The 13,745-nt window shown below is 60.0% G+C and carries 13 protein-coding genes; 2 read left to right on the top strand and 11 right to left on the bottom strand.

All coding sequences use genetic code 11. The annotated features are described in order from the left end of the window. Positions 1-70: 70 nt before the first annotated feature. From KI612_RS05660 to KI612_RS05610, 11 genes are all read right to left on the bottom strand, one after another. The gene (locus KI612_RS05660) at positions 71-691 is read right to left on the bottom strand and encodes a response regulator transcription factor (RefSeq protein ID WP_226442847.1); all 621 of its coding nucleotides are present in this window, start codon (positions 689-691) and stop codon (positions 71-73) included. After that, the gene (locus tag KI612_RS05655) at positions 691-2,106 is read right to left on the bottom strand and encodes an HlyD family type I secretion periplasmic adaptor subunit (RefSeq protein WP_226442846.1); all 1,416 of its coding nucleotides are present in this window, start codon (positions 2,104-2,106) and stop codon (positions 691-693) included. The genes KI612_RS05660 and KI612_RS05655 overlap by 1 nt, the downstream gene beginning before the upstream one ends. Continuing rightward, a complete protein-coding gene (locus tag KI612_RS05650) occupies positions 2,103-4,280 on the bottom strand; it encodes a type I secretion system permease/ATPase (protein ID WP_226442845.1) in 2,178 nt (725 codons plus the stop codon). The genes KI612_RS05655 and KI612_RS05650 overlap by 4 nt, the downstream gene beginning before the upstream one ends. A 107-nt stretch (positions 4,281-4,387) precedes the next feature. Beyond that, positions 4,388-6,460, bottom strand: a complete 2,073-nt coding sequence (locus KI612_RS05645) for a sodium-translocating pyrophosphatase (protein WP_226442844.1) — start codon at positions 6,458-6,460, stop codon at positions 4,388-4,390. Between the two features lie 30 nt (positions 6,461-6,490). After that, positions 6,491-7,750: a 6-phosphofructokinase gene (locus tag KI612_RS05640; protein ID WP_226442843.1), complete on the bottom strand. Its 1,260-nt coding sequence runs from the start codon at positions 7,748-7,750 to the stop codon at positions 6,491-6,493. Positions 7,751-7,759: 9 nt separating this feature from the next. Continuing rightward, positions 7,760-8,413, bottom strand: a complete 654-nt coding sequence (gene adk / locus KI612_RS05635; RefSeq protein WP_226442842.1) for an adenylate kinase — start codon at positions 8,411-8,413, stop codon at positions 7,760-7,762. A gap of 78 nt (positions 8,414-8,491) precedes the next feature. After that, positions 8,492-9,277 (bottom strand): 3-deoxy-manno-octulosonate cytidylyltransferase, encoded by a 786-nt coding sequence (gene kdsB / locus KI612_RS05630; protein WP_226442841.1) that lies wholly within the window; start codon positions 9,275-9,277, stop codon positions 8,492-8,494. Positions 9,278-9,279: 2 nt separating this feature from the next. Then, positions 9,280-9,453 (bottom strand): Trm112 family protein, encoded by a 174-nt coding sequence (locus KI612_RS05625; RefSeq protein ID WP_226442840.1) that lies wholly within the window; start codon positions 9,451-9,453, stop codon positions 9,280-9,282. Then, positions 9,434-10,441, bottom strand: a complete 1,008-nt coding sequence (lpxK, locus tag KI612_RS05620; RefSeq protein WP_319002991.1) for a tetraacyldisaccharide 4'-kinase — start codon at positions 10,439-10,441, stop codon at positions 9,434-9,436. The genes KI612_RS05625 and lpxK overlap by 20 nt, the downstream gene beginning before the upstream one ends. Then, entirely contained in the window at positions 10,441-10,857 is a 417-nt protein-coding gene (locus tag KI612_RS05615; protein ID WP_226442839.1) for an ExbD/TolR family protein, read from the bottom strand. Before KI612_RS05615 ends, lpxK begins: the two co-directional genes overlap by 1 nt. Before the next feature lie 3 nt (positions 10,858-10,860). After that, on the bottom strand, positions 10,861-11,466 hold the full coding sequence (locus KI612_RS05610) for a MotA/TolQ/ExbB proton channel family protein (RefSeq protein WP_226442838.1): 606 nt from the start codon (positions 11,464-11,466) through the stop codon (positions 10,861-10,863). Between the two features lie 281 nt (positions 11,467-11,747). Here KI612_RS05610 and xseA point away from each other — a divergent pair, with 281 nt between their 5' ends. Both xseA and KI612_RS05600 read left to right on the top strand, forming a co-directional pair. Then, on the top strand, positions 11,748-13,100 hold the full coding sequence (xseA, locus tag KI612_RS05605; RefSeq protein WP_226442837.1) for an exodeoxyribonuclease VII large subunit: 1,353 nt from the start codon (positions 11,748-11,750) through the stop codon (positions 13,098-13,100). A gap of 38 nt (positions 13,101-13,138) precedes the next feature. Further along, positions 13,139-13,726 carry a superoxide dismutase gene (locus tag KI612_RS05600; RefSeq protein ID WP_226442836.1) on the top strand — a complete coding sequence of 196 codons (588 nt, stop codon included), beginning with the start codon at positions 13,139-13,141 and terminating at the stop codon, positions 13,724-13,726. Positions 13,727-13,745: the final 19 nt, after the last annotated feature.

The following is a 13,745-nucleotide window of genomic DNA, read 5'->3' as shown; positions in this document are numbered from 1 at the left end:
CTCAACCATGCAAAACAATTGAACCAAAGTACAGTTCAACAACGGCAGCGACGTAACTCGCCACCTTGAATCAGAGACTCAGACCATTAATCCTGAGCGAGAGCTGGAGGCGATCACGCAGACTCAGCTTTTCAAAAATAGCGGTGAGGTGCGCCTTGACCGTTCTTTCAGTAATTGCGAGTTGACCGGCAATTTCCTTGTTGCTTGCACCACCCGCAACAAGACGTGCAACCTGGGTCTCCCGTTCAGATAGCAGGGTCGACCAGTCATCCCGCGGCGGCCGCTCTGCCTTCTCACCCAGCGCACGCGAGGTACTGCCAACCAGGCGCTGCAACAATGACTGACCAACCCAGAGTCCGCCGTTACTGACAACCAATGCCACCTGCTTGAGCACCTCGGGCGCCGCATTGGTATTGCAACACCCTGCCGCCCCCGCGGACAAGGCCTCCATGGTTAACCACTCCTCCGGCTCGTCGCACAGGAGGATCAGCGGTTTGCCGTTGGCACAGGTAAAAACGCTTTGCACGAGAGAGTCGAGTGACTCGCCTGAACGCAGACGACACCAGATAACCCCCTGACGCCCATCAGGAATGGCTGCAAGCTGATCTCGACGCAGAAACCTTGCTTTCGGCATCGCCTCCTGCCACGTAGGCAGAGGATTTATATCAGTATCAATGAACCAGTGTTGCATCAACGCTCCGTCATGGCCACATTTTTGGCACGTAATACCGGTTTCAGGAGATACGCCAGCACACTTTTCTTGCCCGTCAGAATATCGACCTCGGCCACCATCCCGGGAATGATCGGCAAATTACTATCACCGAAACCAGGCTTGTTGGTGCGCACCCGAACAATATAGAAGGCATTGCCTTTATCGTCGGTTACCGTATCCGCACCGATATGCTCCAGGGTTCCCTCAAGGCCGCCATAGACAGAAAAGTCATAGGCAGTGAATTTAACCATGGCTGGCTGACCAGGCCTCAGAAAAGCAATATCGCGTGGCACTACCCGCGCCTCAAGCAACAAGGCCTCATCGAGCGGCACGATTTCAATCATGTCCTTGCCGGGCTGAACCACGCCACCGACGGTATTCACCAGCAGGCGCTTGACCGTTCCTTTGACCGGCGAACGAATCGAGGACTGCTTGACCCGATCGGAAAGACCGACACTTCCTTCTGCCAGCCCGTTCAGCTTGCCCGTTATTTCCGACAGCTCCTTGCCCGCATCGTTGCGGAAGGTCAATTCAACCTCCTCGATCTTGCGCTGAGCTTCATTGATCGCCGCCTGAACGCGGGTAATCTGAGCCGAAGCCTGATCACGCTCGCCACGATACCTGGACACATCACGCTCCAGACGCAGCAATTCGACTTCCGAAACAGCACCCGAATTGATCAGCGGCTTGGTGACTGTAAGCTCCTTCGAAGTCAGGTCATAGCCCTGTGAGGCCTGGGTCCGTCGCGCCTGCGCTTCATTCAACTCCTGCTGGCGCTGTGACAGTTGCTGGCGCGCAATCGATATAGCCGCCCCCATCTCACTGCGCTTCGCTTCGTAATACTGCATTTCCTGCTCAACCACCTCCGGCGACTCCTTCATCACTTCTGGTGGCGGCACGAAAGCCTTGCCCTCCGACATCGCCTTCAGACGCGCCGCCTTGGCAAGCAAACTGAGATATTGCGCCCGATTCTCGTTGACCGATGAGGCGAAGCGGGTTTCATCAATCTTGATCAGTAGTTGATTGGCCTGGACCACATCACCTTCCTTGACCAGAATTTCCGAAACCAGACCACCATCGATACTCTGCAACACCTGCAGTTGCCGCGAAGGGATCACCTTGCCATCACCGCGCGTCACTTCATCAAGTTGCGCAATCGCGGCCCACAAAAGGAAGATCACCGCAACAATACCAATCGAGCGCAACAGAACCCGGGCCCGCAGGGGCTCCTGACGAAGCATCGCCAGATCTGCGTCCGTCGCAAAATCGACGGCTTCGATATCCTCACGATTGGGCAGGCGCCCCAGGATTTTTTCGACGCGCGGCGCATTACTGACAGCCACCCGCTCCAGCAAGGCATGCAGTTTGCCTAAAATCAATTTCAGACGACTCATGCCGCCCTCCCGATCCGGCCGCTCTGCAGCGCCTGAATCACCTGATCTCGCGGACCATCCGCCACCACACGCCCATCATCAACGACAATCACGCGGGTTGCCAGATCAAGCAAGCTGTTGCGGTGCGTCACGATAATCACCGTCTTGTGGGCAGCCGCATCCTTCAGCCGCTGCTTGAACTGCTGCTCGGAAGAAAAGTCCATGGAGCTGGTTGGCTCATCAAGCAGCAAAATTGGCGGATCCATCAGAAAGGCCCGGGCAATCGCCACGCCCTGACGCTGCCCGCCAGAAAGGGAATCACCCCGCTCGCCGATCATCATGTCAAAACCATCGGGGTGGCGATTGACGAAATCGGTCAGCCCGGCCGCATCCGCCGCCGCCATCACTGCCGCATCGTCAGCATAAGGGGCACCAATCGCGATATTGTCACGCAGCGTGCCATAAAGCAGAGTCACATCCTGTGATACATAACCGATGTTGCGCCGCAAATCGGCCGGATCGAGCTGACGCACATCAACGCCATCAATGGTCACCGCACCAGCGGTCGGCTGATAAAGCCCCAGTATCAACTTCTGCAAAGTCGTTTTACCGGAACCTATCCGACCGATAACAACGACTTTTTCTCCGGAGGTAATCCGGCAGCTGAATCCCTTCAACGCAGCAATCGAACAGTTCGGGTAACTGAACCCGACATCACGGAATTCGATATTGCCCTTCAGATCGGGACGATGCACGAAGGCGGCATCAGCCGGTCGTTCGACCGGGTTGTTCATCACCTGATCGAGCGAAGTCAGCGACACCTTGGCACTGTGGTATTGCATCAACAAACCGACCATCTGCCCAAGTGGGGCGACAGCCCGTGAAGCCAGCATCGTGCAGGCAATCAGGCCGCCCATGCTGAGTTTGCCGTCAGCAATCAGGTAAACCCCGGCAATAATCACAACGATGTTCACCATCTGCTGGATTTCGGAAGCCCCGTTGGTCGCGGCAGCCGAAAGAAAGCGCATCTGGTTGTTTACCCGGGAAACGAAAGCCACCGATTTTTCCCACTTGGACTGCATCACGCTCTCGGCGCCTTGCGTCTTGATGGTTTCCAGTGCCGACAAACTTTCGATCAGGGTTGCATTACGCAAGGCGCCGGCCCGGTAAGTCGTTTCCGACAAGGCATGCATCTTGTGCTGCAGGATATAGGCGTAGATCACCACCATGATGATTGCCAGAAGAACCGGCAACACCAGCTGCCAGGCAATGATCGCGATCACGACAATGAAAATGAGTGCAAATGGCAGATCGATGAATGCGGTTACCGTTGCCGAAGCGATGAAATCACGTACCGTCTCAAAAGAGCGCAAGTTGGAAGCAAAAGCCCCGACCGCAGCCGGTCGTGCCTCCATACGCACTCCCAGCACCCGCTCCATGATCTGCGCCGACAATTGCATGTCGATACGCGCGCTGGCCAGATCGATGAAATGACCGCGCAGCAGACGCAAGATGAAATCAATACCAATCAGCAGCAAGACGCCGAGTGCAAGCACCCAGAGCGTCTCCATCGCCCGATTGGGCACCACCCGGTCATACACATTCATGGAGAAGAGCGGCATGGCCAGGGCCATCACATTGATCAGCAAGGCCGCGCCAAGCACATCGCGATAAACCGGCCACTGCTCAGCCAGCGCCCCCCAGAACCAGTGGCGCAGCTTGATGTCACCAACCTGCGGCGTACGTTTGTCAAAGCGGAAATGCGGCCGGGCAAAAATCGCAACGCCCGTGTAGCGAGCCTCGAGGGCCTCGCGCGACATCTGGACGGAACCCTGGCCAGTTTCAGGAAAGAGCAAACGGGCGTTCTCTCCGGACTCGTCCCAGCCCAGCAGAACACAAGCCTCTTCGTTGTGATTCAGCAAGACAGCGGGCAACAATGCCGGATCGATACGGACAAGCGGTCGCCGGACCAGCTTGGCAGAGAGACCGGCACGACTCGCCGCGCGTGCGAACAAACCGGGCGTCAGCGAACCCTTTTCCAGAGGCAGGCCGGAAATCAGTGCGGCACGGGTACTCGGCCGCCCATGAATGCGCGTCAGCTCGACCAGACAATCCAGCAGCGGGTCATGATGCAGAAGATCCTCCCGCACACCCGCCTTGCCAACTTCTGAAGAAACTTCGATATCCGCGCTCATGGCCTTCCCAGCATTTTGACGTTCGATTCTATCTTAGACGAATTTACTCAGCTTGAATTAATGTAAAAAAGGCGGCAAAGGCCGCCTTTGCGCTCAACACCGAATTATCAGGCGATCAACGGCACAATCAGCAGTGCCACGAGATTGATAATCTTGATCAGCGGATTAACGGCCGGACCGGCTGTATCCTTGTAGGGATCGCCAACCGTGTCACCGGTGACTGCCGCTTTATGCGCTTCAGAGCCCTTTCCACCAAAATGGCCATCTTCGATGTATTTCTTGGCGTTATCCCAGGCGCCACCGCCCGTCGTCATCGAAATGGCCACGAACAGGCCAGTGACGATGGTACCGACCAACAGGCCACCCAGAGCAACCGGACCGAGCAACAAACCAACCAATACAGGCACGGCGACCGGCAGAATGGACGGGATCATCATTTCCTTGATCGCCGCCACAGTAAGCATATCGACGGCTTTGGAATAGTCAGGCTTGGCCGTGCCTTCCATGATGCCGGGAATTTCCTTGAACTGGCGACGCACTTCGACAACCACAGCCCCGGCTGAACGCCCCACCGCTTCCATGGCCATCGCGCCAAACAGGTAGGGAATCAGACCGCCGATGATCAGACCGATGATCACCATGTGGTTCGACAGATCGAAGGTGAAGGGCAGGCCCGTGGTTTTGTCCAGACCGAGCGCATGCGTGTAGTCGGCGAACAGCACCAGGGCAGCCAGACCGGCGGAACCGATGGCATAGCCCTTGGTCACCGCCTTGGTGGTATTGCCCACGGCATCGAGCGGATCGGTGACATCGCGCACTTCTTTCGGCAGCCCGGCCATTTCGGCGATACCACCGGCGTTGTCGGTAATCGGGCCGTAGGCATCAAGCGCCACGACGATACCGGCCATCGACAGCATGGAGGTAGCGGCGATGGCAATACCGAACAGCCCGCCCATGGCATAGGCGGCGTAGATCGAGGCACAGACCGAAAGCACCGGCCAGGCCGTCGACTTCATCGAAACGCCCAGACCGGCGATGATGTTGGTCCCGTGTCCGGTCGTCGAGGCTTCGGCAACATGCTTGACCGGCCCGTATTCGGTACCGGTGTAATACTCGGTAATCCAGACCAGCGCAGCCGTCAGGAGCAAGCCGACGAGCGAACAACCGAACATGGTCATGGTATTGATCGTCGAACCATCCGGCAGCACGGCGCCGGCCCCGATCAACCAGGAAGTCACCGGATAGTAGGCGACCAGCGCCAGCACGCCAGCAACCGTCAGGCCACGATACAAGGCTGCCATGATCTTGCCGCCTTCGGTCGCCTTGACGAAATAGCAGCCGATGATCGAAGCGATGATCGAGACGCCACCGAGGGCCAACGGGTAGAGCAGAAGGTTTTCGCCCAGCCCCGGCGTCGCCTTGATCGTCAGCGCGGCCAGCACCATGGTGGCAACCACGGTCACGGCGTAGGTTTCGAACAGGTCGGCCGCCATGCCGGCGCAGTCACCGACGTTGTCACCGACGTTGTCGGCAATCACCGCCGGATTGCGCGGATCATCTTCAGGAATACCGGCTTCGACCTTGCCCACCAGGTCAGCACCGACGTCAGCGCCCTTGGTGAAGATGCCACCACCGAGACGGGCGAAGATGGAGATCAGCGAGGAACCAAAGGCCAGGCCGACCAGCGGCTCGATGACATGACTCAATTCGGCATCCGGCGCATTGACCGATTTCAGGAAGGCGAAGTAGCCAGCCACGCCGAGCAGGCCGAGACCGACCACCAGCATGCCGGTAATGGCACCGCCCTTGAAGGCGACATCAAGCGCCTTGGCAATCCCGCCGCGCGCCGCCTCCGCGGTACGCACATTGGCGCGCACCGAGACATTCATGCCGATGAAGCCGGCGGCACCGGACAGTACGGCACCAATCAAGAAGCCGAAAGCGGTGAGCCAACCGAGTTTGGGAATAACGCCAATCACCACGAAGAGCACGATACCGACCATCGCAATGGTCTTGTACTGTCGGTTCAGGTAAGCCTCGGCCCCCTGCTGGATCGCCTTGGCGATTTCTTGCATACGCTCGTTGCCGGCAGGCAACGCGAGGATCTGTCGGCTGGAAATCCAGCCATACAGGACAGCCAATACGGCGCAGGCAAGCGCCAACAACAACGCATTAGACATTACTCCCCCCTCTTCATGGTCAACAAAAAATCAGATCTTGAACGCCCCCAGCTTTTTCCCGATGGAGACATTCTGCAAGCGGACGTAGTCCGGCAAGCCATTGCGATACGGTGGCGGCTCCTCACCTTCGATCAGCGGCTGCAGGTAGGTGCGGCACGCATCGGTGATATGGAAGCCATCGGCGGTAATGAACTCGGCCGGCATCTTGCGCTCGACGTTGGCGACGTCCTTGAGCGGCGCTTCGCCGATCTGCCAGCGATAGGGCTTGTCGGCCAGACGGTCGACGGTCGCCATGACGGCATTTTTGCCCTGCAAAGCAAGGTTGACCGCTGCGACACCGAGCGCATGCGCCTGTTCGATATCGGTACGCGAAGCCAGGTGGCGGGCCGAGCGCTGCAGATAATCGGCAAGCGCCCAGTGATACTTGTGGCCAAGCTTGTCCTTGATCAGTTGTGCAACTACCTGACCGACACCGCCCAGTTGCGAATGCCCGAAAGCATCCTTGGTATCGGAATCGGCGATCAGCTTGCCGGAAGCATCGGACAAACCTTCCGAGACGGCGACCGTGCAATAGCCATATTGCTCGACGCATTCCTGAACGCGCGCCAGGAAACGCTCGGGATCAAACGGCACTTCCGGGAAGAGCAGGATGTGCGGCGGCTCGCCGGCATTTTCCGAAGCCAGGCCGCAAGCGGCGGTAATCCAGCCGGCGTGGCGCCCCATGACTTCGAGAACGAAAATCTTCGTGGACGTCCGCGCCATCGAGGCGACGTCATAACCGGCTTCGCGGATCGAGGTCGCGACATACTTGGCAACCGAACCGAAGCCCGGACAGCAGTCGGTCAGCGGCAGATCGTTATCGACAGTCTTTGGCACACCAACGCAAACGACCGGATAGCCCAGCTTCTCGGCGATCTGCGAGACCTTCCACGCAGTATCCATGGAGTCGTTGCCGCCGTTGTAGAAGAAGTAGCCGATGTCGTGCGCCTTGAACACCTCGATCAGGCGCTCATACTGGGCGCGATGGTCTTCCAGGCTTTTCAGTTTGTAGCGGCAGGAACCGAAAGCGCCGCCCGGCGTGTGCCGCAGGCGGGCGATGGCCTCGTCGGTTTCGAGGCTGGTATCGATCAGGTCTTCGGTCAGGGCACCGATGATTCCGTCACGACCGGCATAAACCTTCCCGATCCTGTCGGGATGGCGGCGTGCTTCCTGGATCAGGCCGCACGCCGTTGAGTTGATGACGGCTGTTACGCCCCCTGACTGCGCGTAGAAGGCGTTTTTAACCGTCATCTTCGTCCCTTATTTCAGTGCGTCAAAAACGCTCTTGGTAATCGTGTCGACCGAGCCCACCCCGGCCACCTTGGCAACCTTCGGTGCCTTGGCATCGCCGGTTGCAGCCCACTTGGTATAGAAATCAACCAGCGGCTTGGTCTGCGAGTGATAGATCTCGAGACGCTTCTTGACGGTTTCTTCCTTGTCGTCGTCACGCTGGACGAGGTCCTCACCAGTCACGTCGTCCTTGCCTTCAACCTTCGGCGGATTGAACTTGACGTGGTAGGTACGGCCCGAAGCCAGGTGAGCACGGCGACCGGCCATGCGTTCGACGATATCGCTGTCCGGCACGTCGATTTCGAGCACGACGTCGAGCACAACGCCGGCATCCTTCATGGCATCGGCCTGGGGAATGGTGCGCGGGAAGCCGTCGAACAGGTAACCGCCCTTGCAGTCGTCCTGGGTCAAACGATCCTTGACCATGCCGATGATGACGGCGTCCGGTACGAGACCGCCGGCGTCCATGTGTTTTTTGGCTTCCAGACCGAGGGCAGTGCCCGCTTTTACCTGGGCGCGCAGCATGTCGCCGGTGGAAATCTGGGGAATGCCAAATTTCTCGGAGATGAATTTGGCTTGCGTACCCTTACCGGCGCCAGGTGCGCCCAACAGAATCAATTTCATGGAGTGTCCCTCGGTTCAAAAATGTTAATTCGTTCTTTTTATCGGCTTGTCTGGCTGCCGTTCTCTAAAGGCGAAAAATTACTCGCTATTGCCGGCCCGGTCAAACAATTTGCGCATCCGCTCTGCATCTTCGGGCGTGTCGACACCCGGTGCCGGCGCCGCATCGACCAGCAAAACGCTGATCCGGTAACCATGCCAAAGGGCACGCAATTGCTCGAGCGACTCGAACTGCTCGGTCGGCGCAACGGTCAACCCGGCGTAAGCCTGCAAAAAGCTCGCGCGATAGGCATAAAGACCCACGTGGCGATAGGCCGGAAAGTCCGCCGGCAAGGTTTCGCCGCCGTTTTCACGCGCAAAGTGATCGCGCGCATAGGGAATCGGCGCCCGCGAGAAATAAGCGGCATCGCCATCGGCGCGACAGACTACCTTGACCACATTGGGATTGAAGAAATCGCCTGCCTCGGCGATCGGATGCGCCACCGTCGCGATGTCGGCACCGCTGATCGCCAGCTGGCGCGCCGTCCGGGCGATGATGTCCGGCTCGATCAACGGCTCGTCGCCCTGCACATTGACGATGATGGTGTCGCGGCTCCAGCCGCGCTGCTGCACGACTTCGGCCAGGCGATCGGTGCCGGTGGCGTGGTCGCTGCGCGTCATCAGCGCGGCGAATTCATGCGCTTCGGCCGCAGCACGCACTTCCGGGTGATCGGTCGCCACCCAGATCTCATCCGCCCCCGACAGGCGCGCCCGTTCGCCCACGCGCACAACCATCGGCTTGCCGCCGAGATCGAGCAGCGGCTTGCCCGGCAGACGCGTCGAGGCGTAGCGGGCTGGAATCACCACCTTGAATGCAGTGTGGGCCATGTTCAACCCTCCGTGGGCAGTTGCCGGGCTTCATCCTCGAGCATGATCGGGATGTCGTCGCGGATCGGGAAAGCCAGCTTGCAGGGTTTGCAGACCAGTTCCTTTTCGGCTTTGCGGTGTTCGAGATTGCCCTTGCAAATCGGGCAGACGAGGATATCAAGCAGCCTGGCGTCCACGAAGTTTCTCCAGAATAAGTTCAGTTAGGGCCGGCGCAAGCTCGGCCGCGACGGGCAAAACCCAGGTTTCGCCGGGCGTCAATCCGGCGCATTTTACTGCATCCTTCTCGGTCATCAGCAGGATGCCGTCTTTGGCGAAGGCCAGATCGGCCGCCACGTAGGCATGATGATCGGGAAAGGGATGCGCTTCGAACACCAAACCCAATGCCTGCAGGGTCCGGAAAAAGCGCCCCGGATCGCCGATCCCGGCCAGCGCGTGCAATTTCTGCCCGCGCAGACGGTCGACCGTACAGAAACGGGCAAAATCATCGAGACGATAGAAATCGCCGGGCTGCAAACACATTGCAAAGGACGGCACGGTGGCCGGCAGACGTTCATCCGGCATGCCGTTGCAGATCACGGCATCGACCGAATCGAGCCGTGCCAGCGGTTCGCGCAGCGGCCCGAGCGGCAAGCGCCAGCCGTTGCCGGCACCGCGTCCGTCAAAGACGGCGAGTTCGACATCGCGCGCCAGACGGTAATGCTGCAGGCCGTCGTCGCAAAGAATCAGGTTCACTTCCGGGTGCGCCGCCAGCAAGGCCAGCCCGGCCGCCGCCCGGTCGCGCCCGACCCAGACCGGCACGCCGCTGCGCCGGGCGAGCAAAATCGGCTCGTCACCGACGTCGACCGGTGAGGCGTCGGCCAGTACCGCGCGCGGCGCCGAATTTTGACCCCCATAGCCACGGCTGACGATACCCGGCTGCCAGCCGCGCTCCTGCAGCGCCCGGGCCAGCCACAGCGTCAGCGGCGTCTTGCCTGCACCGCCGACGGTGATGTTGCCGACCACGACGACCGGCACCGGCAGGCGCAGCGGCTGCGTGCGGCGGCGCTTGAGCTTGGCGAGCAGGACAAACAGCCCGCACAAGGGCAGCAGGAGCGGCAGCAAAAGCCACAACGCCGGCGAAAGCCGGCGTTGCTCGAACCACTGCCGCTGCAACCAGCGCGCCATCAGCGTGGCGCTTGCGTCGCGAAGGAAATGTGCGGATAGCCCGCCGACTGCGCCGCCTGCATGACATCGATGACGCTCTGGTGCGTCGCCTTGGCATCGGCGTTGATGACGATCAGCGGATCGGTCCGGGTACCGGCCGCACGCTGCAGGGCATCGGCAATGCTCTTGACGTCACCGCCGGGCAAGGGCGACTTGTTGACCAGGATCTGGCCGCTCGCCGTCACCGCGACATCGATCTCGTTGGGCTGCTCGGCCTGCTTGCTGGCATCGGCCGTCGGCAAATTGATTTCTAGGCCGGAGAACTTGGCGTAAGTCGTCGTCAACATCAGGAAAATGATGATGACCAGCAAGACGTCGATCATCGGAATCAGGTTGATTTCCGGCTCTTCCCGGCTGCGTCCGCGCTGAAAGTTCATTGCTTACTTCCGGTCGCCGTGCATGTACTCGACGAGACGCACGGCCTGCTGTTCCATCTCGACCACGAAGCCATCGACCTGGGCGCGGAAATGGCGCCAGAAGATCATGCTCGGCATCGCGATGACCAGGCCGAAACCGGTGTTGTACAGGGCAATCGAGATGCCATGCGCCAGTTGCTGCGGATTCGAGCCGCTCGGCGACTGCGAACCGAAAATCTCGATCATCCCGACCACGGTGCCAAACAGACCCATCAGCGGGCTGATCGAGGCAATCGTGCCGAGCGTCGTCAGGTAGCGGTTGAGCTCGTGCGCCACGGCGCCGCCGGCTTCCTCGATCGATTCCTTCATGATTTCGCGCGACGCATTGACGTTGCGCAGGCCGGCCGACAAAACGCGTCCGAGCGGCGAATGCTTTTCAAGGTCCTCAAGCAGCTTGTCGTTGTTGGCACCGCGCTTGAACTCGCCGACCGCACGCTGCAGCAGGCCGGCCGGGACAACCTTGGAACGACGCAGGGCAACCAGACGCTCGATGATCAGCGCAACGGAAATGATGGAGGCCAGCAACAACGGCCAGATGGGCCAACCGGCAGCCTGAACGATCGCAAACACGTGGGAATTCCTCGCTGGAAAATTAACCGTGGATTTTGCCTCTCCCCTTCCGGCGGGGCAAGCCCTAAAAATCAGGCGCGGCCGCGCTTATCCCCAAAATCTGTGGATAAGTCTGTGAATGAATTGTGGCCAGTTGCGCTAAACCCACTCCGGCAAAGGCTTTTTCCTGCTCTGCCAAAAAACAAGGCACATTATTTAAATTGATAAAAATCAACGGGTTAAATAAAATCCAACCTGTCAAGCAAAGCCCGCAACAAAAATCGACGGGTTACAATCGCCGGATGCGTGAAGTCACCACCACCGCCCCCTCTTCCACACTCACGGTTTCCGGCCTGAACCGCCTGGTCCGCGAATGTCTTGAAGCGAAATTCCCGCTGACCTGGGTCGGCGGCGAGATTTCCAACCTGACCTACGCCGCCTCCGGCCACGTCTATTTCTCGCTCAAGGATGCCGCCGCCCAGGTGCGCTGCGTGATGTGGCGCAGCCGGGCGCAACTGCTCGGCTGGCGTCTGGAAAACGGCCAGAAGATCGAGGCACGCGCGCTGGTTTCCTTCTACGAACCGCGCGGCGAATTCCAGCTCAATGTCGAAGCCATCCGCCGCGCCGGCCAGGGCGACCTGTTCGAACGCTTCCTGCGCCTCAAGGCACAACTCGAAGCCGAAGGCCTGTTCGCCAGCGCAGCCAAACGGCCGCTGCCGACCTTTCCGCGCCACCTGGCCATCGTCACCAGCCCGCAGGCCGCGGCGCTGCGCGATGTGCTGAGCACCTTGCACCGGCGTGCGCCGCATATCCGGATCAGCCTTTTTCCGACGCCGGTCCAGGGCGAAGGCGCCGGCGAAAAAATTGCCGCCGCGATCATGGCGGCCGGCGACAGCGCTTGTGACGCGCTCATTCTCTGTCGCGGCGGTGGCAGCATCGAGGATCTCTGGGCCTTCAACGAGGAATGCGTGGCGCGTGCCATACGCGCCTCCGCCATCCCGGTCGTCGCCGGGGTTGGCCACGAAACCGATTTCACAATTGCCGACTTTGCCGCCGACCAGCGCGCCCCGACGCCGACCGCCGCGGCCGAGCTGCTCAGTCCCGACCGTAACGCCCTGCTCGCCCGCCTCACCGAACTGCAGCGCCATCTCGAACGGCGCATGGAACGCACCCTGGCCGACCAGCAGCAAAAGATCGACTGGCTGGCCAGCCGCCTGATCCACCCCGCGGCGCGCATCGAACAGCGCCGCCAGGACGCGACCGAGCTCGGCCGCCGTCTGCACCAGGCGATGTTGCGCCAGACTGCCAGCCAGCAACTGCGCCTCGCCGTCCTCGGCCAGCGCCATAAAGCCGCCCGACCACAGCCGGGCAAGCTCGGCGAACAGCTCGTGCATCTGCATTACCGGCTGCATAGCCAGGCGCTCTGGAAAATTTCTCAACAGACCGGGAAACTTAATGCGTTAAGCAGCGGTCTAGTACAGCTGGACCCGCAAGCGGTGCTGGCCCGCGGTTATGCCTTGGCCATCGGCCCCGACGGGCGTGCCGTGCGCGATGCCGCACAGATTGCGCGTGGCGACGCACTCAAACTCAGCTTCGCCCGGGGCTCGGCCGACGTCACCGTCAATCAGGTTGTGGCCACACCCGAAGCTGACTAGAATTTTGTTTTACCCCTTGAACATAACGGAGAATACCAATGGAACATCAACTGCCCCAGCTGCCTTTCGCCAAGGATGCCCTGGCCCCGCACATGTCGGCCGAGACCTTTGACTATCACTACGCGAAGCATCATCAGGCCTATGTCACCAACCTGAACAACCTGATCAAGGGCACCGAATACGAAAACCTCGACCTCGAAGCCATCGTCAAGAAGGCTCCGGCTGGCGGCGTGTACAACAACGCAGCCCAGGTCTGGAACCATACCTTCTTCTGGAACTGTCTGACCCCGAACGGCGGCGGCGCTCCGAAGGGCGCCCTGGCTGACGCGATCAACGCCAAGTGGGGTTCGCTGGATGCATTCAAGACCGCCTTCCAGACCTCGGCTGTCGGCAACTTTGGTTCCGGCTGGACCTGGCTGGTCAAGAAGGCCGACGGTTCCGTCGACATCGTCAACATGGGCGCCGCCGGCACCCCGCTGACCACCGGCGACAAGGCCCTGCTCTGCGTTGACGTCTGGGAACACGCCTACTACATCGACTACCGCAACGCCCGTCCGAAGTTCGTCGAAACCTACCTCGCCAGCCTGGTGAACTGGGCTTTCGCCGAAAGCAACTTCACCGGCTAAACGCCGGATTCAGGCGCAT

The sequence above is a fragment of the Quatrionicoccus australiensis genome, assembly GCF_020510525.1.
Taxonomy (GTDB): Bacteria; Pseudomonadota; Gammaproteobacteria; order Burkholderiales; family Rhodocyclaceae; genus Azonexus; species Azonexus australiensis_B.
The sequence above is the reverse complement of the archived record's forward strand: the minus strand, read 5'-3'. Positions and strand labels throughout refer to the sequence as shown.